This is a genomic window from Streptomyces sp. NPDC038280 (assembly GCF_055600045.1).
Window position 1 is genome coordinate 83,782 of record NZ_JBVJYZ010000015.1, and the last position, 23,967, is coordinate 107,748.

At 72.0% G+C, this 23,967-nt stretch carries 21 protein-coding genes; 12 read left to right on the forward strand and 9 right to left on the reverse strand.

Annotated elements, in window-relative coordinates:
• Nucleotides 1-34: 34 nt before the first annotated feature.
• The 3 genes from ACZ7J0_RS26155 to ACZ7J0_RS26165 all read left to right on the forward strand — a co-directional run bounded on the left by ACZ7J0_RS26155 (nt 35) and on the right by ACZ7J0_RS26165 (nt 3,007).
• Complete coding sequence (locus tag ACZ7J0_RS26155; RefSeq protein WP_470891273.1) at nt 35-973, forward strand: ATP-binding cassette domain-containing protein; 939 nt, start codon at nt 35-37, stop codon at nt 971-973.
• Nucleotides 970-1,746, forward strand: a complete 777-nt coding sequence (locus tag ACZ7J0_RS26160) for an ABC transporter permease (protein WP_470891275.1) — start codon at nt 970-972, stop codon at nt 1,744-1,746. Before ACZ7J0_RS26155 ends, ACZ7J0_RS26160 begins: the two co-directional genes overlap by 4 nt.
• Before the next feature lie 64 nt (nt 1,747-1,810).
• A complete protein-coding gene (locus ACZ7J0_RS26165) occupies nt 1,811-3,007 on the forward strand; it encodes a CaiB/BaiF CoA transferase family protein (RefSeq protein ID WP_470891277.1) in 1,197 nt (398 codons plus the stop codon).
• A 297-nt stretch (nt 3,008-3,304) separates the two neighbouring features.
• Here the strand turns inward: ACZ7J0_RS26165 and ACZ7J0_RS26170 are convergent, their stop codons facing one another.
• Nucleotides 3,305-3,577, reverse strand: a complete 273-nt coding sequence (locus tag ACZ7J0_RS26170) for a hypothetical protein (RefSeq protein ID WP_468709586.1) — start codon at nt 3,575-3,577, stop codon at nt 3,305-3,307.
• Nucleotides 3,578-3,881: 304 nt separating this feature from the next.
• Between ACZ7J0_RS26170 and ACZ7J0_RS26175 the strand changes: the two genes are divergently transcribed.
• Nucleotides 3,882-5,531 (forward strand): serine/threonine-protein kinase, encoded by a 1,650-nt coding sequence (locus tag ACZ7J0_RS26175; RefSeq protein WP_470891279.1) that lies wholly within the window; start codon nt 3,882-3,884, stop codon nt 5,529-5,531.
• Here the strand turns inward: ACZ7J0_RS26175 and ACZ7J0_RS26180 are convergent.
• Nucleotides 5,515-6,321, reverse strand: a complete 807-nt coding sequence (locus tag ACZ7J0_RS26180; protein ID WP_470891281.1) for an SGNH/GDSL hydrolase family protein — start codon at nt 6,319-6,321, stop codon at nt 5,515-5,517. The two genes, ACZ7J0_RS26175 and ACZ7J0_RS26180, sit on opposite strands and share 17 nt — an antisense overlap.
• 775 nt (nt 6,322-7,096) lie before the next feature.
• Here ACZ7J0_RS26180 and ACZ7J0_RS26185 point away from each other — a divergent pair.
• The 4 genes from ACZ7J0_RS26185 to ACZ7J0_RS26200 are packed head-to-tail and all read left to right on the forward strand — an operon-like array spanning nt 7,097 to nt 10,964.
• Complete coding sequence (locus ACZ7J0_RS26185) at nt 7,097-7,948, forward strand: glycosyltransferase family 2 protein (protein ID WP_470891283.1); 852 nt, start codon at nt 7,097-7,099, stop codon at nt 7,946-7,948.
• On the forward strand, nt 7,945-8,970 hold the full coding sequence (locus ACZ7J0_RS26190) for a glycosyltransferase family 2 protein (RefSeq protein ID WP_470891284.1): 1,026 nt from the start codon (nt 7,945-7,947) through the stop codon (nt 8,968-8,970). The genes ACZ7J0_RS26185 and ACZ7J0_RS26190 overlap by 4 nt, the downstream gene beginning before the upstream one ends.
• Nucleotides 8,971-9,005: 35 nt before the next feature.
• Entirely contained in the window at nt 9,006-9,779 is a 774-nt protein-coding gene (locus tag ACZ7J0_RS26195) for a polysaccharide deacetylase family protein (RefSeq protein WP_470891412.1), read from the forward strand.
• Nucleotides 9,780-9,833: 54 nt separating this feature from the next.
• Nucleotides 9,834-10,964 (forward strand): DUF5925 domain-containing protein, encoded by a 1,131-nt coding sequence (locus ACZ7J0_RS26200; RefSeq protein ID WP_470891286.1) that lies wholly within the window; start codon nt 9,834-9,836, stop codon nt 10,962-10,964.
• Between the two features lie 76 nt (nt 10,965-11,040).
• Here ACZ7J0_RS26200 and ACZ7J0_RS26205 read toward each other — a convergent pair whose 3' ends face one another.
• Nucleotides 11,041-11,415 (reverse strand): GntR family transcriptional regulator, encoded by a 375-nt coding sequence (locus ACZ7J0_RS26205; RefSeq protein ID WP_470891288.1) that lies wholly within the window; start codon nt 11,413-11,415, stop codon nt 11,041-11,043.
• A gap of 83 nt (nt 11,416-11,498) precedes the next feature.
• Here ACZ7J0_RS26205 and ACZ7J0_RS26210 point away from each other — a divergent pair, with 83 nt between their 5' ends.
• Nucleotides 11,499-12,428 carry a GNAT family N-acetyltransferase gene (locus ACZ7J0_RS26210; RefSeq protein ID WP_470891290.1) on the forward strand — a complete coding sequence of 310 codons (930 nt, stop codon included), beginning with the start codon at nt 11,499-11,501 and terminating at the stop codon, nt 12,426-12,428.
• Nucleotides 12,409-12,891, forward strand: a complete 483-nt coding sequence (locus ACZ7J0_RS26215) for a ribonuclease FAU-1 family protein (protein WP_470891292.1) — start codon at nt 12,409-12,411, stop codon at nt 12,889-12,891. The genes ACZ7J0_RS26210 and ACZ7J0_RS26215 overlap by 20 nt, the downstream gene beginning before the upstream one ends.
• 95 nt (nt 12,892-12,986) lie before the next feature.
• Here the strand turns inward: ACZ7J0_RS26215 and ACZ7J0_RS26220 are convergent, their stop codons facing one another.
• Nucleotides 12,987-13,439 (reverse strand): DUF6299 family protein, encoded by a 453-nt coding sequence (locus ACZ7J0_RS26220; protein WP_470891294.1) that lies wholly within the window; start codon nt 13,437-13,439, stop codon nt 12,987-12,989.
• A 93-nt stretch (nt 13,440-13,532) separates the two neighbouring features.
• Entirely contained in the window at nt 13,533-13,985 is a 453-nt protein-coding gene (locus ACZ7J0_RS26225; protein WP_470891414.1) for a GNAT family N-acetyltransferase, read from the reverse strand.
• An 850-nt stretch (nt 13,986-14,835) separates the two neighbouring features.
• On the opposite strand from ACZ7J0_RS26225, the gene ACZ7J0_RS26230 reads away from it, so the two are divergent.
• Nucleotides 14,836-15,849 (forward strand): lytic polysaccharide monooxygenase auxiliary activity family 9 protein, encoded by a 1,014-nt coding sequence (locus ACZ7J0_RS26230; protein WP_470891295.1) that lies wholly within the window; start codon nt 14,836-14,838, stop codon nt 15,847-15,849.
• Nucleotides 15,850-15,904: 55 nt separating this feature from the next.
• On the opposite strand, the gene ACZ7J0_RS26235 is transcribed toward ACZ7J0_RS26230, so the two are convergent.
• The 3 genes from ACZ7J0_RS26235 to ACZ7J0_RS26245 form a co-directional block, all read right to left on the reverse strand.
• Entirely contained in the window at nt 15,905-16,801 is an 897-nt protein-coding gene (locus ACZ7J0_RS26235; protein WP_470891297.1) for an esterase/lipase family protein, read from the reverse strand.
• A 217-nt stretch (nt 16,802-17,018) separates the two neighbouring features.
• Nucleotides 17,019-17,978: a DNA polymerase Y family protein gene (locus ACZ7J0_RS26240; RefSeq protein ID WP_470891299.1), complete on the reverse strand. Its 960-nt coding sequence runs from the start codon at nt 17,976-17,978 to the stop codon at nt 17,019-17,021.
• Nucleotides 17,975-21,448, reverse strand: coding sequence for a DNA polymerase III subunit alpha (locus tag ACZ7J0_RS26245; protein ID WP_470891301.1), 3,474 nt, complete (start codon nt 21,446-21,448; stop codon nt 17,975-17,977). Before ACZ7J0_RS26245 ends, ACZ7J0_RS26240 begins: the two co-directional genes overlap by 4 nt.
• Before the next feature lie 153 nt (nt 21,449-21,601).
• On the opposite strand from ACZ7J0_RS26245, the gene ACZ7J0_RS26250 reads away from it, so the two are divergent.
• Nucleotides 21,602-22,657, forward strand: coding sequence for an ABC transporter permease (locus tag ACZ7J0_RS26250; RefSeq protein ID WP_470891303.1), 1,056 nt, complete (start codon nt 21,602-21,604; stop codon nt 22,655-22,657).
• Nucleotides 22,658-22,853: 196 nt separating this feature from the next.
• Here ACZ7J0_RS26250 and ACZ7J0_RS26255 read toward each other — a convergent pair whose 3' ends face one another.
• Nucleotides 22,854-23,939, reverse strand: a complete 1,086-nt coding sequence (locus ACZ7J0_RS26255; protein ID WP_470891305.1) for a S1 family peptidase — start codon at nt 23,937-23,939, stop codon at nt 22,854-22,856.
• Nucleotides 23,940-23,967 lie beyond the last annotated feature (28 nt).

Below are 23,967 nucleotides of genomic sequence, written 5' to 3' on the forward strand. Positions count from 1 at the left end.
ACGTACAGCGTACGTAGTGGGTTATGGTCCCCTCATGACAACTACGTACGCTGTACTTAGTGAGGGCCTCCAGAAGCGGTATGGCGAGGTCCACGCCCTGCGGGGGCTCGATCTCGCGGTTCGCGAGGGCACGGTCAGCGGAGTCCTCGGACCGAACGGTGCGGGCAAGACCACCGCCGTCCGCATCCTCACCACCCTCACCGCACCCGACTCGGGCAGCGCACGGGTCGCCGGTCGCGACGTGGTGCGCGACCCGGCGGGGGTGCGCCGCCTCATCGGAGTCACCGGGCAGTACGCCTCCGTCGACGGCGATCTCACCGGCGCCGAGAACCTGCGGCTCTTCGCCAGGCTGCTGCGCGCTCCCCGCGCACGGGCCGATGAACTGCTGGAGCGGTTCGGGCTGAGCGACGCCGCGGGGCGGCCGGCCCGCACCTACTCCGGCGGCATGCGGCGCCGCCTCGATCTGGCCGCGAGCCTTCTCGTACGGCCCGAGGTGCTCTTCCTCGACGAGCCCACCACCGGCCTGGACCCGCACAGCCGCAACGGCATCTGGGACGTCGTGCGCGAACTGGCCGGGGAGGGCACGACCGTCCTGCTCACCACGCAGTACCTGGAGGAGGCCGACCGGCTGGCCGACGAGATCGTGCTCGTCGACGAGGGCCGGGCCGCCCACCGCGGCAGCCCCGCCGAACTCAAGGCGACGCTCGGCAGTTACGCGGAAGTGGTCGTCGCCGCCCCGGGGCTGATGGGCGCCGCCGCGGCCGTCCTCGACCAGCTGACCGGCTCGGCGCCCGTCCTGGACACCGGACGGAACACCGTGGGGGCGGTCACCACCGACCCCACGCTCACGCTCCCCCGCCTCGTCCGCGAGATCGACACCGCCGGCGTGCACATCGTCGACGTGAGCCTGCGTCCGCCGACCCTCGACGAGGTGTTCCTGCGCCTCACCGAACGCAAGGAGCTCGTCCCGTGAGCGCACTCGTCCACGACGGAACCGCGGTCCTCGGCCGTCATCTGCGACGGATCCGGCACGACCCCGCTATGACCGTCATGACGCAGACGATGCCGATCGTCTTCCTGCTCTTCTTCGGCTATGTCTTCGGCGGCGCTCTCGCCATGCCGGGCGACGCGTACCGGGCGTACCTGGTGCCGGGCCTGCTGGTGGCTACGGCCGCGAACGGCGTCATGACCGGGATGTTCACGGCCGCCCAGGACTCCCACCGGGGTGTCATGGACCGTTTCCGTACGATGCCGGTGAGCCGGGCCGCCGTGCCGCTGGGCCAGGCCCTCGCCGATCTGCTCACCAGCGCCGTCGGACTGCTCCCGCTGATGCTCGTCGGTCTCGCGATGGGCTGGCGCGTCGAGGGCGGGCCGCTCGAAGCGCTGGGCGCCTTCGGACTGCTGGTGCTGTTCCGCTTCGCGACCACCTGGGTGGGGATCCTGCTGGGGCTCGCCTCCAGGAGCGAGGAGGCGGCGGGTCAGCTGGGCAGCGCCACCTTCATGCTGCCGCTGCTGTCGAACGCGTACATTCCGACGGACGACATGCCCGGATGGCTGCGCACGGTCGCGGAGTGGAACCCCATTTCGGCGCAGACGACGGCCGTGCGGCACCTGTTCGGGAACGCCGAGGTACCGGCCGGCGCCGCCTGGCCGGTGGCGCACCCGATCGCCGGATCGCTGGTGTGGTCGCTGGCCCTGGTCGCGGTGTGCGCGCCTCTCGCCGTCAGGCGCTACGCGCGCCGGTAGCCCTCTCCCCGGCGAGGGCCGGGGCGGCCCGCCGGCCCGTGGACCGCTCCCGGCAGAATGCGGTATGACCACTCAGCCACTCCCCCTGGACGGCGTCACCGTCGTCGCCGTCGAACAGGCCGTCTCGGCTCCCTTCGCGACGCGCCAGCTCGCCGACCTGGGCGCCCGTGTGATCAAGATCGAGCGTCCGGACGGCGGGGACTTCGCCCGGGGCTACGACACCGCGGCGGGCGGACTCGCCTCGCACTTCGTGTGGTGCAACCGCGGCAAGGAGTCGCTCGCGATCGACCTCAAGGACCCGCGTGGCCTGGCCCTCGTCCGTCAACTCGCGTCCGCGGCAGATGTGTTCGTCCAGAACCTCGCGCAGGGGGCGGCGGCGCGGCTGGGGCTGGACGCGGCCACCCTGTGCGCCGCGCACCCCCGGCTGGTCGCCGTGGACATCTCGGGGTACGGCGCCGGGGGGCCGTACGCGCACAAGCGGGCGTACGACATGCTCGTGCAGTGCGAGTCCGGCCTGGTGTCGGTGACGGGGACCCCGGACCGGCCGGTCAAGGCCGGAATTCCGGCGGCCGACATCGCGGCGGCCATGTACGCCTACTCCGGGGTGCTGGCGGCGCTGCTGCGGCGGGCGACGACGGGACGCGGCGGACCGGTGGAGATCTCCATGCTGGAGTCGCTGGCCGAGTGGATGGGGCATCCGCTGCACCATGTGATGCACGGGGGCGCGACCCCGGCGCGCACGGGGGTCGGACACGCCGTCATCGCGCCGTACGACGCCTATGCGACGGCGGACGGGAGTGAGGTCCTGCTCTCCGTCCAGAACGACCGCGAGTGGCGCCGGCTGGCCGAGCAGGTGCTCGGCCGCCCCGATCTGGCCGACGATCCGGCCTTCGCGACGAACACGGCCCGGGTGGCGCACCGCGAGAGGACGGACGCGGTGGTGGGCGAGGCGCTCGTCGTGCTCCCGGCGGCGGAGGCCATCGCCCGGCTGGAGGCAGCGGGCATCGCCTGCGCCCGGCTCAACACGGTGCCGGACCTGGCGGCCCATCCCCAGTTGGAGTTCCGTGACCGCTGGCGCGAGATCGACTCCCCGGTGGGGCCGTTGCGCGCGATGCTCCCGCCGGTCACTTTTCCGGACGCGCCGCCGCTTCCCATGGGCCCGATCCCGGCGCTGGGCGCCCACACGGACGTCATCCTGCGGGAGCTGGGTGTCGGCGAGGAGGAGGTGGCGCGGCTGCGGGAGCGCGGGGTGGTCGCCTGACGGGCGGGACTCCGGAGCCGCGGGGCGAGACAGGGGCCGTGGTTCACCGCGGACCGCGTCCCGGGTTCACCGTGGACCGGGCGGGACGGCCTGCGCCGGGCTGCGGACCGGAAGGCGCCAAGGGGCGCGAGCGCGCCGTGTGCACAACACCGAGCAGGGAGCGGGGCGGGGAAACCCGCGAAAGGAGCCGCCAGGCGGGGACGCGAGCGGGGCGGGTGCGCATGACGGGCACACGGGCCCCACCTGAGCGGCGGGGGCAGGCACAGGCCCGAAGGCCTGGCCTTGACGGAGCAGGTGCTAGTGGCGGCTGCCGAAGAGCGAGCGCCGCAGCCGTCGCAGCGGCGCGAAGAGCGAGACACGCGCGCTCCTGCTTCCGATGCTTCCGCGTCGGTGCGCGACATCGCGCGACGTCAGTTCACGCATCAGCAGCGTCGCTTCGGCCGCCTCGCGCTGCGGGACGGCAGGGCCGCCGAGCACCGAGAGGTGGCGGTCGAGACGCGAGCTCGTCGCGCTGCTCCCACAGGTGATCGCAGGCACTCGTGGCCTGCTTCGCACCGTTATCTGTTCCATGTCACTCCCCACCCGTACGAGGGCACCCGGCCCGGGCAGGTTAACCCTATCGCTCCGCAGTGACACCCGTGTATCCCGCTCATGGGATTCACCGTACCCGTACGGGGGTTGACGGTCACTCTTCGAATACAGTTGATTCCAGGTCGAGTTGGACAGGTGTCGATCCGTCACCTTCCGTCCGGTACCGGCACCCCCGTGAGGCCTGTGTGATCTCCACCACCAAGATCACGAAGACACGTCGCCCAAAGGGGCGGCACTCACGTCAGGTTGAGCTAGCTTGGAGTGGTTTTCGACCCTGCAGCGGATGGGGGACCTCGCCGTGAGCGAAGTGCCGGGCGACGAGCGTCTGATCGCGGGGCGGTACCGCCTTCTCAGCCCCCTCGGGGAGGGCGGCATGGGGGTGGTGTGGCGGGCCCGGGACGAGGTGCTCGGTCGCGAGGTCGCCGTCAAGGAGGTCCGCGCACCCGCCTGGCTGGACGACACGGACGTTCGACGGCTGTACGCGCGTCTGGAGCGGGAGGCATGGGCCGCGGCGCGCATCTCGAACCGCAATGTCGTCACCGTCTACGACGTGGCGACCGAGGAGGGCCGGCCGTGGATCGTCATGGAACTGATCCGGGGCCTCACCCTCTCCGAGACGCTGGACGCCGAGGGCCCGATGACACCGCAGCGCGCCGCGCGCGTCGGCGCGGACGTCCTCGCCGCGCTGCGCGGCGCCCATGAGGCGGGGGTGCTGCACCGGGACGTGAAACCCGGCAATGTCCTCATCGCCAACGACGGCCGGGTCGTCCTGACGGACTTCGGCATCGCCGTGGTGGAGGGGACCTCCAACCTGACGATGACCGGCGAGCTCGTCGGCTCGCCCGAATTCCTCTCGCCGGAAAGGGCGTTGGGCCGCACTCCCGGCCCGGAGTCGGACCTCTGGTCGCTCGGCGTACTGCTGTACGCGTGCGTGGAGGGGCACTCCCCCTTTCGTCAGGACACCCCGCTCAGCACCCTGCGCGCCGTGGTGGACGAGGAGTTGCCGCCGCCGCGGCGGGCGGGCGCGCTCACCCCGGTGATCGAGGGGCTGCTGCGCAAGGACCCGGCCGAGCGCCTGCCGGCCGAGGAGGCCGAGCGACAGTTGCGGATCATCGGCGCGGGCGGCGCCTTCCGTGCCGCCCCGGGGCAGTCCCGTACGCCGGTGGCGCCCGTCCCGTACGGTCCGCGCGACGAGGCCGGGCGGACCCCGCCGATGCCACTGCCCGGTCCTGGTCGCGGTCCCGGTCACACGGCCGCCACCGGTCCCACGGCAGCCATGGGGTCCACGCGGCCGGAGCGGCCGCGGCGCGCCGTCGCCGTGCTCGCCGTCGGTGTCGCCCTTCTGCTGCTGGCCGTCGGCGCTCTCGTCTACGCGCTGCTGCGGGCCAACGACCGTCTCGGGCCGCCGGGCGGGGGCACCACCACGAGCCGTGGCGGAGGGCCGCCGTCGACCGGGCAGCCGAGTCCCACTCCCACACCCACCCCGACGCCCGGCACCAAGAGCCCGAGCGTCTCGGGCACACCCTCCGGTACCACGCCCCAGCAGACCGTCCGGGTGCGGGTGACGGCGGTGCGCGACAGCTACAGCGGGACGTGTCCGCCGCCCGAGGCCCGGGCTCCCGCCTTCAGGGCGACGATCACGGTCGGCCGGGTGCCGGTCACGGTGGCGTACCGGTGGGCGACCGAGAGCGGCGGGGCGGAGTGGCGGACGCTGCAGTTCCCCTCCGGCGGCCCGAAGGAGAAGCAGGTCGATCACGTCGAGCTGACGCACCGGGAGAACGACACGCGCCGCGACCGGATCCGGCTGGAGGTCCGTACGCCGGTCGAGGCGCGCTCCGACTGGGTCGCCTTCTCACTGACCTGTGAGCGGGAGACCCCGACGGACGGGGCCTCCCCGCCGACCCCGACGGGGTCGGTCACACCGCCGCCCTGAAGGGGGGCAGATAGCCGCCGGACTGGCCGGAGGCGGTGGGGTGGTACGACTCGCCGATGTTGAGCCAGTTCACGCTGTGCAGCCAGGCCGATCCGGAGCAGATCTCGTGCCCGGTGAAGGCCGGGGTGACATCCGCGAACGTGAAGCCGTGGTCCGCCGCGCGCTTGGCGGTCGCGGTGTTGAGGTGGTCGGCGCCGCCGTTGATGGCGACGCGTTCGTTCTCGCTGAGTCCGGCGACGCAGCTGCCGCCGATCTTGTAGAAGCGGGGATAGCCGAGGACGACGACGCGCGCCGACGGAGCCTTGGATCTGATCGCCGAGTACACCGCGTCCAGCTTGCCGGGCAGGGTGGTGTCGACGTAGGCCTTGGCCTGATTCACGCGGTTGATACAGGTGGCTTCGGACTGGAGGACACAGGTCGTCATGACGTCGGCGAAGCCGGCGTCATTGCCGCCGATGGTGATCGAGACGAGGTCCGTGGCGGCGGAGAGGGGGCCGAGCTGACCGGCCGTGACATCACCCGTACGAGCGCCCGAGCAAGCGGTGAACGCGAACGACGAGGGTGAGTTGGCCGAGGCCCACAGGACGGGGAACGCGCGGGTGCTGCGCTTGCAGTCGCCGCTTGCGCTGTCGTAGCTCCCGGCACCGACACCGGAGGAGTAGGAGTCGCCGAGGGCTACGTAGTCGAGCGCGGCGCTCTCCGCGGACTGCGCCGGCCCCGCCCCGGTGAGGGTGAGAACGGCGCCGAGGAGGAGTGACGATGAGAAAGCCGCGATTCGGGACAGTTTCATGGAACCTCCCTTTAGCAGGATCTCTGCCTCAACTGTCGTAGCAGCGCGCATAGCTCACTGGAAGTGTCCATGCCAAGGAGATTCCGCGCAGACCTCCTGACGAGGCGTCATGAGCTCTCGGCGAGGAGATCCGGCATCAGGACCCTTGCGGGCAAACCACCCGCGCGGAGCATCGAGAACGAGCCACGGGGGCGTGGACGGCGGGAGCCGGTCACAGAGGCCCACGCCGGCGCTCGGATCCGCCCGGTGCGCGCCCCGCTCGGCCGAGAACCGTAGCGGAATCAATTCGCGCGCCGACGGGACTGGAGCTCCTCGTCACAAACGGAATTCCGGCGGCTCGAAATCGATAACTCCCCCGTCACTCCCGCCACTCGACCCCACACCTGTTCGGCGGCAACCAATCGATCGAACTCTGCGTCTCCGCTGTCGAAGAAAGGCAATTCGGCAAAAAATGAGACCATCATCCGGGTCTTGCCATACAGTCCCATTCATCAATACCGTCGTACATCTCACCCGCAACGGACCATCATGCAAAGCGGCTCAGGGGAGGGCTTCAGCGTCGCGATGGTTCCGGGGCGGGGCGCGTAGGGGGGTGCCGCGCTCGGTGGACGTACGTGTGCCGAGTCGCGTGCCACGCGGCCAGTCATGCCAGCTCACTCATGCCGCACGGAGGTCGATTCCGTGACGGCCGGGTGAGAACCCCCCTTTCGAACCGGACACATCACCGGACTGCCCGGGGGTCGGGCGGTCCACCGGACGAGAGGGAAACCCGACCATGAGCTCTTTCCTGCGCCCGCCAGCCACGGGCTCACTCGAGAATCATTCCGCCACATCCGAATCCGCCGACAGTCGAATAGCCGCCCAGTACCGCGCCATCACTTCCCATTTGGCGATCACTCCGCCGGTGAGCGTGGTGATTCCCGCGATGAACGAGGCGGAAAATCTTCCGTACGTCTTCAAGACGCTTCCGGACTGGATCCACGAAGTCGTCCTGGTCGACGGAAACTCCACCGACGACACCGTCCGGGTCGCCCGCGAGCTGTGGCCCGACGTGAAGGTCGTCAGGCAGGCCGGCAAGGGCAAGGGCGACGCCCTCATCAGCGGATTCGCCGCCTGCACGGGCGACATCATCGTCATGGTCGACGCCGACGGCTCGGCGGACGGCCAGGAGATCGTCTCCTATGTCTCCGCGCTGGTCGGCGGCGCGGACTTCGCCAAGGGCTCACGCTTCGCCAACGGGGGCGGCACCGACGACATGACGCCGATGCGCAGACTCGGCAACCGGGTCCTGTGCGGGATCGTCAACGCCAAGTTCGGGGCCCGGTACACCGATCTCTGCTACGGCTACAACGCCTTCTGGCGTCGCTGCCTCGACGACATCACCCTCGACTGCACCGGCTTCGAGATCGAGACGCTGATCAACATCCGGGTCGTCAAGGCCGGCCTCAGAGTGCAGGAGGTGCCCAGCCACGAGTACCTGCGCATCCACGGCGTCAGCAACCTCAACGCCGTACGGGACGGCATCCGCGTCCTCAAGGTGATCCTGAAGGAGAAGGGGGTCCGCCGACCGGCGCGCCGCCGCCCGACCTCGCTCTCGGTCAACGTCCCACGGGGTGAGGTCTCTTGAACCACCGCCGGATCTCCGTGGTGATCTGCGCCTACACCGAGGACCGCTGGGACGACATCATCGCGGCGGTCGACTCGGTGCGGCGGCAGTCCCGGCCGCCCCTGGAGACGCTGCTCGTCGTCGATCACAACCAGCCCCTGCTGGAGCGGCTCACCGAGGAGTACGGGAGCGGAACGGTACGCGAGGAGGTGCGGGTGCTCGCCAACGCGGGCCCCCGCGGCCTCTCCGCCGGCCGCAACACGGGTATCGCCGTCGCGCGCGGCGAGATCGTCGCCTTTCTCGACGACGACGCGGTGGCGGAGCGCGACTGGCTGCGGTACTTCGACGAGGGGTTCACCGACCCCCGGGTGATGGCGGTCGGCGGACGGACCGTGCCCGCCTGGGCGTCCGGCCGCAGGCCGGTGTGGTTCCCCGAGGAGTTCGACTGGATCGTCGGCTGCACCTACCGCGGCCTGCCGCCCGGCCGGGTCCGGGTGCGCAACGTCCTCGGGGGCAACGCCTCCTTCCGGCGTACCGCCTTCGACGCCGCGGGCGGCTTCGCCACCGGCATCGGGCGGGACGGCGACAAGCGCCCGCTGGGCTGCGAGGAGACCGAACTCTGCATCCGGCTCGGGACCGCCCTGCCGGACGCGGTGCTCCTCATCGACGACCGCGCCGTCATCCACCACAAGGTCCCCGCCGCGCGGGAGCGGTTCGGGTACTTCCGCGCCCGGGCCTACGCGGAGGGCCTGTCCAAGGCCCTGGTGGCCCGGAGCGTGGGCGCGGCCAAAGGGCTCGAGTCGGAGCGGCGTTACACCACGCGGGTGCTTCCGGTGGGAGTGCTGCGCGGTCTGTACGACGCGGTGCGCGGCCGGCCGGGCGGCGCGGGGCGGGCCGCCGCGATCGTCGCGGGTGTCACGATGGCGGCGGGCGGCTACCTACGGGGGGCGCTGAACGCCCGCACGGGCGGGACGACGTTCTCGTACGGGCGGATCGGTGACCTCGGTGACCGGACAGCTCACGTGACCGGAGAGGTCCGGTGACCGGCCGCGGGGCCGACCGGCGCGTGCCGATCCTGATGTACCACGCGATCGGGAGCCGCCCCGCGAAGGCGGCGTACGGCCTGTCCGTGTCCCCCGAGGACTTCGCCCGGCAGCTGGACCTGCTCGGTGAGCGCGGCTTCACCCCGCTCACCACCGCGCAGCTCGCCGGGGCCTGGCGGTCGGGCGGCCCGCTGCCACGCCGCCCCGTCCTGATCACCTTCGACGACGGCTACGAGGGGGTGCACCGGCACGCGCTGCCGGTGCTCGCCGAGCACGGCTTCGCCGCCACCCTGTTCGTCTCCACGGGGTGGCTGCGCGGCCCCCACGACGAGGGCGGGGCGCTGGACACCATGCTCGACTGGGACCAGGTGCGCGACCTCGCCGCCGCCGGGACCGAGATCGGCGGTCACACCCACACCCATCCGCGGATGGACCAACTCTCCGACGGGAGGCTGGCCTTCGAGGCGACACACTGCAGGGAGATCATCACCGGGGAGCTCGGCGTGGCACCGGACTCCTTCGCCTATCCGTACGGCCATTCCAGCCGGCGCGTACGGCAGGCGGTCCGCGCGGCCGGGTTCGCCCAAGCGCTCGCCGTCGGCAACGCGCTCGCCCGGCGCCGTCAGGGGCCGTACGCCCTGGAGCGGGTGACGGTGCGGCGCACCACCGGGATCGAGGAGTTCGAGCGGCTGATCGAGGGCCGCGCCGTCGTCCGGACGTTCGCCCGTGACCGGGTCCTGACGAAGGGATACGCCGTCGTCCGACGCGCCCGGCGGGCGGCGGCCGTCCTGGCCAGGACACATACGTAGCGCACCACGTCAAAAGACCGTGCGCGGGGAGGCCCTGTGGCAGATCATGGGCGCATGTCTGCCACGCCGCCCGACCCGCCCGACCCGTCCGACCCGTCCGACCCGCGGCACGCCCTGCCGATCCGGCTCACCGTCGACGACAGCGACTCACCGTCCGACGTCGTCGACGCGCTGTTCCTCGGCCGCTTCGCGACGGGCGAGCAGCCGTACTCGCACAGCTCCACCATCGACCGCGTCAAGCCCGGCGCCACGCTGCTGCCGCCGGGCGCCACGGTGTTGCGTTCGGCGAAGGACGACGACCGCAGCGCCGTGCTCGCCGAGGGCGAGGGGTGGACGCTGCTGATCTCGCGGTGGAACCGGGGCGCCGACGTCACGGTCACCGCCGTCCGGTCCGAGCTGGCCGAGAGCGTCCTGAAGCAGGCGACCGACGGCGCGCAGGACGAGCCGGAGCCGCAGCCGTCGAGTGTCTCGATGGGCTTCTGGTACGTTTCGCCGCGGCGGGGCCCGCACCGTACGACACGGCAGATCTCGGCGGGCACCTGGGACGAGGTACGGCCCAACTACACGGCTCCGGTGGCCGAGGCGATGGACCGGCTGATGAAGGTCACTCCGGACGACATCGCCGGGCGGCTGCTCCTGCTGCACGGGCCGCCGGGCACCGGCAAGACGTCCGCGCTGCGGACGCTGGCGCGCTCGTGGCGGGACTGGTGTCAGGTCGACTGCGTCCTGGACCCGGAGCGGCTGTTCAACGACGTCGGCTATCTGATGGACATCGCGATCGGCGAGGACGAGGGCACGGCGAAGGGCCGCTGGCGGCTGCTCCTGCTGGAGGACTGCGACGAACTGATCCGCGGCGAGGCCAAGCACACGGCGGGCCAGGCGCTGTCCCGGCTGCTGAACCTCACCGACGGTCTGCTCGGCCAGGGCCGCAACGTCCTGGTCGGCATCACCACCAACGAGGACCTGGAACGCCTGCACCCGGCGGTGGTCCGCCCCGGCCGGTGCATGGCCCGCATCGAGGTCGGTCCGCTGTCCCGGAAGGAGGCGGTCACCTGGCTCGGCACCGAGGAGGGCGTCGGCCGGGAGGGTTCGACGCTGGCGGAGCTGTACGCGCTGCGCCGGGGCAATCCCCCGGCGTCGATCCCGGACCAGAACAAGGGCGCGGACGCGGGTCTGTACCTGTGAGGGCGGAGGCGTGTCGGCATGCGGACCCGGGCCAGCCCGGCGGCCGGCCCGGGTCGGGCCCGGCGCTGATGTGTCGTCAGTTCCCGTACGCCGCCCTCAGCGCCTCCTCCACCGCCGCTCCCGCCGCCTCCCGCGTCAGGCCCAGGCGGTGGGCCTCCGTCGCGTAGGCCGCCGCGGCCGATGCCGCCCTGCGGACCGCCGCGTCGCCCGCCGCCGCCACGAACGTGCCGTGGCGGCCACGGGTCTCGATCACCCCGTCGCCCTCCAGCGCGCGGTACGCCTTGGCGACCGTGTTGGGGGCCAGGCCCAGTTCCTCGGCGAGGCCCCGCACGGTGGGGAGCTTGTAGCCGACCGGCAGGGCACCGGTCCTGGCCTGCTCGGAGATCTGGGTGCGCAGCTGTTCGTACGGGGCGGTCGTGGAGTCCGTGTCCACGGCGATCTTCAGGGTCACGCACCCGATTCTCCCCCACCGCCCCGCGCGACGCCGGAAAATGGGAGGCGACCGCGTCGGGCCGGCGCGTAGCGTGCGGCCCCATGACTGTGATCGTCCGTGATTTCCGTCCCGGCAACGACGGTGACGCCGAGGCCGTGACGCGGGTCCGGCGCGCCGCGCTCCCCCACCTGGTGACGACGCCCGAGGCCCTCGCCTTCGGTGTCGAGAACGCCAACCCGGCGGCGAAGTACCGCCTGTTGGTCGCCGAGAAGGACGGGGAGATCATCGGGACGGCCCATACCGGGATCGTGTACGACGGTGACGAGCCCGGTCAGTCGTTCGTGAACCCCAACGTCCACCCCGACCATCGCGGCCAGGGCGCGGGCGGGTTGCTGCTGCGTACCGCCGAGGAGCATCTCGCGGCCGTCGGCGCGACGGCCGTGTACGCCTGGGTGCTCGACGACCCCGAGTCGATGGCCTTCGCCCAGAACCGGGGCTTCTCGCCCAGCCGCTCGGCCCTCTTCCTCCGTCTCCGGCTGGCGGACGCCACCCTGCCCGAGCCGCCCGCGCTCCCCGCCGGCGCCGAGCTGCGCACCGCCGCCGACTTCGCCGACGACCCCCGTCCCCTCTTCGAGGCGGACTCTGCGGTGACGGCCGACGAGCCGGGGGACATTCCGGTGACTCTCGACGACTACGAGGACTGGCTGAACCGCGTCTGGAAGGATCCGCTGCTCGACCGGGAGCTGACGACGGTCGCGGTGGCGGAGGGGAAGCTCGTCGCCTTCAGCGCGGCGCTGACGGACGGGCGGTCCCGCTACATGTCCGGCATGACCGGAACCCTGGCCGCGTACCGGGGGCGGGGCTTTGCGAAGATCGCCAAGACCGAGTCGCTGCGGCGTGCCCGCGCGGCCGGCTACACGGAGGCGTTCACCGGCAACGACTCCGCCAACCGGCCCATGTTGTCGGTGAATCAATGGCTGGGCTATGAGCTCTGCGCTACGGAGGTTCGGCATGTCCGCACGATCGGTTGACGTGGTCCTGGTCAAGGCGGGGCGTACGAAGATCCGCTATCCGGCCACCGTGGTCGCCGACGACGGGACCCGGCTCACCGTGCGCGCCCCGTGGGCGGCCGACGGCGTGCGGGACTTCGGGTTCGTGCGGTTCGAGCCGGGCGATGTCTTCATCGAGCACTACTGGCGCGACCGGTGGTACGCGGTGAAGGAGGTCAGGGCCTCCGACGGCGCGTTGAAGGGCTGGTACTGCGACGTCACCCGTCCGGCGGCCGTGGAGGGTGACGAGGTGGTCGTCGAGGACCTCGAGCTCGATCTGTGGGTGTCGGCGGACGGAACCGAGGTGCTGCGGCTCGACGAGGACGAGTTCGCGGCGAGCGGTCTGGCGGACGCCGATCCTCGGGCGGCGGCGCAGGCCCGCCTGGCCCTGGACGAACTCGAACGGCTCGCCCGTGACGGGCTCGCGCCGATGCTGAATCTCTAGCGGCGGGCCGGAGGCCGGGTTTCCGGCAAGGCGTCCGGCCGGATGTCCTGCTGTGGACATCCGGCCGGGCGACCCGCTGTGGGCATCCAGCCGGATCAGCGCCGGCTGCCGCTCTCCTTCAGCGTGATGTCCGCCTTCCGCGCGGCGAGGAACTCGGGCAGCGAAAGGCCCTGGGTACCGGGCTGCAGCTTCAACAGGGTGGCCTCCGCCCGGGCGGCCCCCGGCTGGTAGCCGCCCCCGGTGACAGCGCCGCTGTTGGTCCAGGTGTGCGCCTGGCCGTCGCATACGGCCCGGGTGCCGCCGATGCCGGTGGCCCGGTTCTGCTGGAAGACGCTGCTGCTCACGTACACCGGGCCGGTCCCGCCGTCGTCGAGACACCGGTAGGTGCCGGTGAGGGTGATGGTTCCGTCGGCGGCGACGGTGCCGGTGTTGTCGACGGTGACGTCGTCGACCGGGCCGGCGTGGGCGGCGGGCGCGGCGGCGAGGCCCGCCAGCAGCAGGCTGCTCGCGGTCACGCCGAGGGCGAGACGGGACGGACGTGCGCTCATGGGGGGGTCCCTTCGGGGCGGGGATGACGATGTCCGCCAGGGATACCGGATCGCACCGCCCCGGCATCGAAACCTCACTCGATCGGGGGCGCGTTACACCCGGCCGTTGCCCAGCCGCTTGCGGTAGTGAATACGGTCGTACGGTCCGTCCACTCGCCGCTCGACGATCTCGTAGCCGTACTTCGGGTAGATTTTCTGGTTCTCCCACATCATGGCGTTCGTGTACAACCGGACCTCCGGCAGCCCGAGTTCGTGCGCATACGCGTCCGCGAAGGCGAGGAGGCCGCGGCCGAGACCCGTGCCGTGGGCGTCGGGGTGGACGGCGATCGAGTCCAGGAAGAGATGACCGGGGCGCGGGACGAGCACGACGAGCCCCATGACGGGGTCTCCGATGACGAAGACGTGCCCCGCGGCCACCTCCGCCCCGTGGTCGGCCTCCATCGGGGCGGGGACGACGCCGATCCGCTCGATGTAGGGGTGATAGGCCGCGTCGGTCACGGCCTTGACCCGGGGGACGTCGTCGGGGGACGCAGGACGGATGATCATGCCTTCACGGTACGACGGCGGGTGATCACCCACGGACTTGGTGCGGCTGAGCGCTCCGACGGCCTTCTCCGCGGCCATCCCGCGCTGGACGTACTGCTCGGCGAGGTCCCTGAGCCACGGGGTGAGCGCGTGGTCGTCGTCGACCATGAGGCCGCACCAGTACAGGGTCTGCTCGGCGATCCAGGCGGTGATGCGCCGGGTCCAGACCTCCTGGAAACCGCCCGTGTCGAGCCCCCGACGGGCGCACTCGGCCTCGGCATCGGCCATGCGCTCGGCCGTGACGTACCGGGCGTAGGGCATGCGCGCGCGGAGGACGGAACGGATCTCGGTCCACTCGGGGTACTCGTCGTCGCCGTGGTCGGTCGCCTCCTCCGGCGGCTCGGGCACGGCGAGCGGCCGGGTTGGCAGGCAGGCGTCCAGTACGGCCCGCGCGTAGGCGAGGGTCTCCTCGTCCTCTTCCTCCGAGGTCCAGATGAAGGCGTTGTCCCAGGGGTACGGGTACGCGCGTACGGCCTCGGGGAGGAGCGGCGTCTCACCCGGTGGCCAGTCGACGGGCCACCGCCGCCCGTCGTCCTCGTTCGGCATGAGCCCCCTGGCCGGATCGTGTCGCGGGCCTCCAGAGCCTGTTCCTGAGCGGCCTCTTAGCCTCACCTTAAACGGACCATAAAGATCGCCATCACCCGCCCCCAGCAGGCCGTTTCGGCGCATTCGCGGGCTAGTTTGCTGATCGCCGGGACGGGTCCGAACCGTCGGTGCCGTAGCTCTCGGGGGGCTGCGCCGCCGGATCGGACCGTCCTCGTGCGCCCGTCCACGGGTCCCCCACACGCCCCTGCCGAAGGAGATCGTCACCATGACCGCACGCCGCAAGGCCGCCGCCGTCGTCGCCCTGGGGATCGGGCCGGTCGCGCTCGCCGGGCTGGCCGCGTTTCCGGCCGCCGCGCACGGGTCGATGACGGATCCGGTCAGCCGGGTCTCCGCCTGCTATGCGGAGGGGCCGGAGAGCCCCCGGTCAGCGGCGTGCCAGGCGGCGGTCCGGGCGAGCGGGGCGCAGGCGTTCTACGACTGGAACGCGGTGAACATCGCCAACGCGGCGGGCAAGCACCGGCAGTTGATCCCGGACGGCAAGCTGTGCAGCGCCGGCAACGACAAGTACAGGGGGCTCGATCTGGCGCGCGCCGACTGGCCGTCGAGCCGGTTGAAGTCCGGTAAGCACACCTTCCGTTACAAGGGGACCGCTCCCCACAGGGGCTCCTTCGAGCTGTACGTCACCAAGGACGGCTACGACCCGTCGAAGCCGCTGAAGTGGTCGGACCTGGAGAAGAAGCCGTTCGCCAAGGTGACCGACCCGCGGATGGAGAACGGCGACTACGTCTTCGACGGAACCGTGCCGAGGAAGTCCGGCCGGCACCTGATCTACTCGATCTGGCAGCGCTCCGACTCGCCCGAGGCCTTCTACACCTGCTCCGACGTGGTCTTCGGCAAGGACAACGGCGGTTCGGGGGCGCCGGCTCCGACGGCGTCCGCGCCGAGCGAGCGGGAGATCGAGGACGGCGCGGACAAGTCGTCGGTCGAGCACCACGGCCATGGTGACGACAAGGCCGAGACCGGTGCGAAGGAGACCGCGCCCGCACCCCGGCCGGAGGAGCCGGAGGCCGAGCCGACCCGGGCGAACGCGCCCGAGGCAGCCGGTGCGGGCACGCCGAGCCCGGCCGCGCCCGGCACGGAGAACCTCGCGCAGACCGGTGGTGACAGCGGCACCGCGTATCTCGCCGTCGGCGGCGCCGCGATCCTGGCGCTCGGCGCCGCGCTGCTGTTCGGCACGGCCCGCCGCAAGTCCGTCCCGGTGGGGCGTCACGGCCGCTGACCGGTCGGTCGGACGGAAGGGGCCCATGTCCGGCGGACATGGGCCCCTTCACGCCTCAGCCGACGACCGACGCGCAGGTGGTCGGCGTGGCCCGCCCGGGATCGAGGGCGTTGGCCACCTCGTGGTAGGCGATCCGGTCCAGGATGCCGATGGCCACGTGCTCGGAGAGGTCGAGCGCGCACTTGTCCTGGATGAGGACGTTGTGAACGCCGTCCCCCGTGAGGAACTGGCTGCGGTAGGGGGTGACGACCTCGTCGTACTTCGTCGCGATGACGGTGTACTTCACACCCGGCACGGTGTCGCCGCCCTCGTTCAGCTTGGTGAGGAAGGCGGACCCGGCCACCTGGTCGGCGAGGCCGGGGGTGTTCTCGCTCAGCAGGTCCGCCGCTCCGGGGAAGTACGGCAGGAGCTCGGCGAGTCCGAGCAGGGTGGTGCCGTGGTTGTCGGGTGCGATGCCGATCAGGGCGTTCACCTTCTCCGCCCCGCCGAGGAACTTGAGGTAATGGCGGGGCATCATGCCGCCCTGGGAGTGGCCGACGAGGTCGGCCTTGGCCGCCCCGGTGGCGGCGAGCACCTTGTCGACGAACACGTCGAGCTGCTCGGCGGACTTGTCGATGGGGCCGAGCCCGTGGAAGAAGGGCACGTTCGGCAGCTGGCCGTAGTCGAGGGAGAAGACGCAGTATCCACGGTTGACCAGGTAAGGGGCGAGGGCCAGCCAGTTGTCGATGGAGTTCCCGAACGTCCCGTGGACGAGGACGACCGGGCGCGGATGGGCGGCCGAGGGCTTGCAGGTGTAGTCGTTCCAGCCCCTGCTGGTGGCGGTGGCGGCCTCGGCCGAGGCGGTGGGGGCGGCCTGGGCCGAGGCGGTGGGGGCGACGGTGGCGGCTGCGGCGAGGAGCAGGACGGCGAGTGGTCTGAACGCGCGCTGGGCGCGCTTCTTCCAGGGCAGCATCGGGCGATCTCCTTGCGGCTCAAGGGAAATGGCGACGACTGGGGATGCCTGCGGCCCGGACCACAAGGGGGATGAGTGCTCACGACAACGTACGCACCAGTAACCACAACTGGGAAGTTACGCGCCGGTAAAAACTGAGGGAAAGTACCCGGGGTAAGGGGGAGGCCACTCATCGGCATGTGATAGGGGGCCCGTTCGGGGTACTCCGAGCGGGCGGCTATGCCGCGAGCGAGCCCGGAAGGACCGCCCGGGGCCCGAACCTCGCCCGCGCCCGGTCCGCCACCGCCTCGATCCGACGCGCCTTCTCGTCCGTCGGGTCGAAGGTGAGCTGATGCGCGGCCCGCTCGGCGGGGGTCAGCCCCTCGGCGCGCAGCGCGATCCCCCGCACCCGGGCCCGCTGCAGCCCGAGCGACTCATGGACGGCGTACGCGGTGGCGGTGAGCTCCGCCGAGTGGGCGGTCGGCTCGCGCAGCGTGCGGGTGCGGGTGGTGGTGGAGCGGTCGGCGTACCGGACCGTGAGCGTCAGCGAGCGGCACACCTGCTCCTCGGCCCGCATCCGCGCGCCCAGTTCCCCGGCGAGCGAGAGCAGGGCGCGGCGGTGCCTGTCCTGGTCCAGCTCATCGCGCGGGAAGGCGCGTTCGGCGCTGAGCGACCGGGCGGCGGCGTTCGGGACGACCGGCGTGCGGTCGATGCCACGCGCCCGCTCCCACACGTCCCTCCCGGCGCGTGCGCCGATGAGCCGCTGGAGGACGGCGAGCGGCGCGGCGGCGACCCGGCCGATCGAGTCGAGGCCGTACGAGCAGAGGGTGCGGGCGGTGGCCCGGCCGACGCCGTCCAGCGCGGCGATCGGACGTTCCTCAAGGAAGCCCACGGGATCGTCGACGACGAGGGTGACCCCGGGCCGGGCCTCCCGGGCCGCCATCCGGGCCAGCATCGGGTTGGGGCCGGCCCCGATGACGCAGTCCACTCCGTACAGGGCGAGCGCCCTGACCCGTATCAGCGCCGCCAGGTCGGCGGCGGGCCGGCCGAAGTAGCGCAGGGAGCCGCGCACGTCGGCGAGCGCGGTGTCGGGCGGAACCGCCTCCACCACCGGCGTGAACTCGCCGAGCAGTCCCATGAGCTGGGGCATGAGGACCTCGTGGGCGGGGCCCGGCCGGAACCGTACACAGAGGATCATCCCGCGCTCCCCGGACTCTGGTGCCACAGCTTCCGCCCCGTGGGCACCCCTTCGCCCGCCGGCTGGAGGTCCGCCCAGGGGTTCATCTCGTATCCCGTCGACATCCGGATCCGCCGGCCGCCGTCGCCGCCCTCGGGCGCGCCGGCCACCGGCTCCGCCAGCCGTGCGCCGACCGCCTCCAGCCCTCCTGCGGCGCGCAGTTCCACCAGCTCCGCGAGGTTCCAGGCGGCGGCGCCGACCACACTGAGGCTGCGCGGCCCGCGCCGCTGCACCACTCCCCGGACCAGCAGCAGCCAGGAGTGGAAGACGGTGTGGGCGCACGCCTCGTGGGAGTCGTCGAAGAAGGCGAGGTCGACCAGACCGGTGCCGTCGTCGAGGGTGGTGAAGATGACGCGCTTGCCGGAGCGGATCGGCGGGGTCTGGGTGGCGGCCTTGGCCCCCGCGACCAGCACGGTCTGTCCGTGCTCGGCCTCGCGCAGCCGCTTGGCGGAGACCACGCCGAGCTCTTCGAGGAAGGCGTGGTGGTCGCCCATGAGATGGCGTGAGGCGTCCATGCCGAGGACACCCAGCTCGGCGCTGAGGCGTTCCGCCTCGTCGAGATCGGGCAGCCCGATGGAGGCGGTCTTCCGGCCGCGTGCCAGCGGGAGTTGACCGCCATAGGAGGCCGCTCCCCGCTGGGTGCGGTGGAGCTCGGTGAGGTGCAGCAGCAGATCGCGGCGGTTGGCGCCGAACGCGTCCAACGCGCCCACCTGGGCCAGCCGTTCGGCGACCGGCTTGCGCGGCCTGGCCCGCTCCCAGAAGTCGAGCAGCGAGGAGTACGGCTGCGCGGACTCGATCCGGGCGCTCTCCGCCTCGCTGATGCCATGGACGTCCGCGAGCGCGAGCCGAAGGCCCCACACCCGAGGCGATTCAGACACCAGTTCGATCCGATGGGTGGCGCCCGAGCGGTTCACGTCCAACGGAAGCACCGGCACCCCTCGTCGCCGCGCGTCCGCGAGCAGCAGCCGCTTCGGATACATCCCGGGGTCGTGGGTGAGCAGCCCGGCGTAGAAGGCCGCCGGATGGTGCGCCTTGAGCCACGCCGACTGATAGGTGGGCACGGCGAAGGCCACCGCGTGCGCCTTGCAGAAGCCGTACGACCCGAAGGCCTCGACGATCTCCCAGGTGCGCGCGATCACTTCGTATCCGTAGCCCCGCCGCTCCGCCCGCCGCGCGAACCAGACCTTGATCTTCGCCTGCGATTCGGGGTGCGAGAGACCGCGCCGGGCCTGGTCGGCCTCGTCCCGGCCGCAGCCGGTCATGATGCTCACGATCCGGATGATCTGCTCGTGGAAGACGACCACGCCATAGGTCTCCTTCAGCGCCTCCTCCAGGTCGGGGTGCGGATAGCGGACCGGCGCGCGGCCGTGCCTGGCCTCGATGAACGGCCGCACCATGTCGGCGGCCACCGGCCCCGGCCGGAAGAGCGAGATGTCGACCACCAGGTCGTGGAAGGTCGCGGGCTGGAGACGGCCCACCAGGTCCCGCTGACCCGGCGATTCGATCTGGAAGCACCCCAGCGTCTCGGTGGACTGGATGAGCCGATAGGTCTTCGGGTCGCCCTCCGGAACCGCGTCGATGTCCACCCGCTCCCCCGTCGCCCGCTCGACCTCGGCGACCGCGTGCGCCATCGCGGACTGCATCCGCACCCCCAGGACGTCGAGCTTGAGCAGCCCGAGCTCCTCCACGTCGTCCTTGTCGAACTGCGCCATCGGGAAGGGGGCGCCTCCCCGGCCCCCGGGGCCGAGGGGGACCTCGCCTCTGGTCGGCATCACGGGCGTACGGGTGAGCAGCGAGGCGTCCGAGAGGAGCACCCCGCAGGGGTGCATGGTGATGCCGCGCGGCAGCTTGTCCAGCGCCTCGACCAGCTCCCACATCCGACCGTACTTCCCTCCCTCCCTCCGGAACTCCTCGGCCAGCCCGCGCAGTTCGGGCAGCTCGTCCATGGCCGCGCGGGCGTCCCTGGCCCGGATGTGCGGGAAGGACTTGGCGATCCGGTCGATCTCGGCCGGATCCATGGAGAGGGCGGCGCCCACGTCCCGTACCGCGTGGCGGACCCGATAGGTCTCGGGCATGGCGACGGCGGCGACCCGCTCGGTGCCGAAGCGGTCGATGATCGCGCGGTAGACCTCCAGCCGACGGGCGGACTCCACGTCGATGTCGATGTCGGGCAGGGCGATGCGCCGCTTGGACAGGAAGCGCTCCATCAGCAGCCCGTGCTCGACCGGGTCGGCGTGCGCGATCCCGAGGAGATGGTTCACCAGCGACCCGGCGCCGGAGCCGCGCGCGGCGACCCTGATCCCCATCCCCCGTACGTCGTCGACGACTTGGGCCACCGTCAGGAAGTAGGTGGCGAAACCGTGGTGGGCGATGATGTCGAGTTCGCTCCACATCCGCTCCCAGTACTGCCGTCTGTCCTCGTATCCCCGCAGCACCATGCCCGCGGCGGCCCGGGAGGCCAGTACGCGCTGCGCGGTGCGGTGCGCGGCGCCGACGAGATACGGCTCGGGGAAGTGGGCGGAGCCGATGCCGAGGTCGTCCTCGGGGTCGACGACGCACGCGGCCGCGGTCTCCTCGGTCAGGGAGAGCAGGCGGTGCGCGCCCTCACGCCGGAAGCCGGCCGCCTCGGCGACCCGCTCGGCGGTACGGGCCATCACCTCCGGGTCCTTGAGCCAGCGCTCACCGCTGTCCAGGCCCCTGCGGGGGTCGATGGGGACCAGTCGGCGGGCCGCGTCGAGGACGTCGGCGACCGGGCCCTGGCCGGAGTCGGCATAGCGGACGGCGTTGGTGAGTACGGCCCGTACGCCCTGCTCGGCGGCGAAGCCGAGAGTGCGGGCGGCGTGCCGCAGCGAGCCGGGGCCGGTACCGGTGCGGCCGTGGTGCACGACCTCCAGGCGCAGGTCGTCGCCGTAGACCTCCCGCCAGGGCGCGAGCAGACGGACGGCCCGGTCGGGGCGGCCGGCGGCGAGGGCGCGGCCGACCTCGGAGTCCGGGCCGAGGAGCACGGTCAGCCCTTCGCCGTGGTTGTCGGACCAGGGCAGCAGCGGGGTGGCGGCACCGGCCGCGTGGGCGGCGGTCACCAGGCGGCACAACGCGGTCCAGCCGCGACGGTCGCGGGCGAGGAAGACGGTGCGGGGGGCGGACTCGTCGACGAAGGCGCCGCCGCGCACGGGGGTGCGGCGGCGCTCGGTGGTGCCGCCCTTGGGGCCCGGCGGTCCGCCCACCGCGAGATCCGTTCCGAACAGGGCTCGTACGCCCTCCTCGGAGCAGGCCCGGGCGAACCGGACCGTGCCCGCGAGGGTGTCGCGGTCGGTCAGGGCGAGGGCGTCCATGCCCCGCTCGGCGGCGCGCTCGGCCAGTCGCGACGGGTGCGAGGCCCCGTAGCGCAGGGAGAAGCCCGACGCCGTGTGCAGGTGCGTGAACCCGGGCATCCGCACCTCCTGGATCGATCCGTCTCACCTCCCCCACCACCACCATAGACCAGTTTCGAACGCACGTACGACACGAATGTTCGAACGACTTCTCTTCAGCCATTCGGCCCCTGCCCACCTGCGGGCGCACGGGCCGCCCCGGAGCGTGGGGGCATGAGTTTCGCCGAGGAACTGAAGAGCGCCGTCACCCCGCGAGCAGCCCTGCTCGTCATCGGCGTGCTGGCCCTGCAACTGCTGTTCATCGCGTCCTACGTCGGCGCGCTGCACAACCCGAAGCCCAAGGAGGTCCCCTTCGGTGTGGTCGCGCCGGGCCCCGCGGCGCGGCAGGCGGCGGACCGGCTGGCGAAGCTCCCCGGCGACCCGCTCGACCCGAAGGTGATCACCGACGAGGCAGGCGCCCGGAAGAAGATCATGGACCGCGAGATCGACGGCGCCCTGATCATCGACCCGAGGGGGACCAGGGACACACTGCTCGTCGCATCGGGCGGCGGCACCGTCCTCTCCAGTGCCCTGGAGAGGATCACCACGGTGATCGAGAAGCCCCAGGGCCGGACCGTGCGGACGGTGGACGTGGCCCCCGCGTCCGCGCGGGACTTCGACGGCCTCTCCGCCTTCTATCTGGTCGTCGGATGGTGCGTGGGCGGATATCTCTGCGCCTCGATCCTGGCGATCAGCGCGGGCTCCCGGCCCGCGAACCCCGAGCGTGCGGTCATCCGGCTCGGCGTCATGGCACTCTCCGCCCTGGCGGGCGGCCTCGGTGGCGCGATCATCGTCGGACCGATCCTCGGCGCGCTGCCCGGCAGCGTGGTGGCGCTGTGGGGTCTCGGCGCCCTGGTCGTCTTCGCGGTCGGCGCGGCCACGCTCGCCCTCCAGGCGCTCACCGGCATCGTGGGCATCGGTCTGGCGGTCCTGCTGATCGTGATCGCGGGCAATCCCAGCGCGGGAGGCGCCTTCCCCGCCCCGATGCTGCCGGACTTCTGGCGGGCGATCGGCCCGGCCCTCCCACCGGGGGCGGGGACATGGGCGGCGCGCTCGATCGCCTACTTCAAGGGCAACGCGATGACCGGGCCGATGCTGGTGCTCTCCGCCTGGGCCGTGGTCGGCAGCGTGATCACACTGGTCATGGCGGGGCTGCGGAAGACGAGCGACACCGAGGAGGGAGCCGTGGGGGTGGACCGGAACGGGACGCTGGGAGCCGACCGGGTGTGAGCCCGTCGGGTGGGAGCCGACCGGGTCGCGAGCCCGCCGGGTGCACGGCCGCGTGTCGGCCGGCCGGGTCGCGAGCCCGCAGGGTGGGGCCGGGCGCGGACAGCACGGGGAGCCGGCAGGGGAAACGGCTACCGGGATGCGGGCAGGGGCCGCCCGGCGACGGCCGGGCGGCCCCTGTGTCCGGAAACGGCTCCCGTCAGCCGATCTCCGCCCCGAACGCCGCCAGCGCCTCCGGCACCGGCTGGAAGAAGGTCTCCCCGCCCGACGAGCAGTCGCCGCTGCCGCCCGAGGTCAGACCGATCGCGGTGTCGCCCGCGAAGAGCGAGCCGCCGCTGTCGCCCGGCTCTGCGCAGACCGTGGTCTGGATGAGCCCCTCGACGATCTGGCCGTTGCCGTAGTTCACCGTCGCGTCGAGGCCGGTGACCTCGCCGTCGTGGACCTGGGTGGTGGAGCCGCTGCGGGACACCTTCATCCCGACGGTCGCCTCCCCGGCCCGGGTGATCTCCTGGCTGCTGCCGTTGTAGAGGTCGACCGCGCTCGGGTGCTCGGCGTCCCCGTCGTACTTGACCAGCGCGAAGTCATTGCCGGGGAACTGCGAGTCGACCATCGTGCCGATCGCCGGCCCACCCTGGGACTCGGCCCACTCGCTGCCCGCCTCGCCGCAGTGTCCGGCGGTGATGAAGTGCGGCTGACCGTCCTTGACGACGTTGAAGCCGAGCGAACAGCGCCCGCCGCCGGTGTGGATCGCGTCGCCGCCCGCGAGGAACGGCTTGAACTCCCCCGCCGACTTCTTCAGTACGGCCCGGGAGCCGAGGCCCTTCACGACTCCGGAGAGCTTCGCCCAGGCCTCGCCCTTGACCGTACGGTCGGCCGTGACGATCACCTTGTTGGTCACCGGGTCGACGGCCCAGGACGTACCGGGAATGGTGGCGCGGCTCTTGAGGGTCTGCCGGGCGCCGGTCAGTTCGGCCAGTGAGTGTTCGACGATTCTGGCCTTGCCGCCCGCCTCGCGCACGGCGTCGGCCGCGTCCTCGTCGACCACATTGACGACCAACGCCTGGGAGGAGACGTCGTAGTAGGCCCCGGCCGCGTCGCCGCCGAGGTCGTCGCCGAGCGTCGAGGCAAGGTTTCCGGCCGCTGTCGCCGAGAGCTTCTTCACGCTGAACTGCTGTGGTTCCTCGCTGGCGTTCGCAGTCTGGAAGGTGATTCCCGCGACCACCAGAGCCGCTATGGCTCCGCCGGCCACTGCCGCATGCCTCTTGGGTATGCGTCGGTGCTTCACGATCGACCTCCTGTGGGGGGCCGCGTCG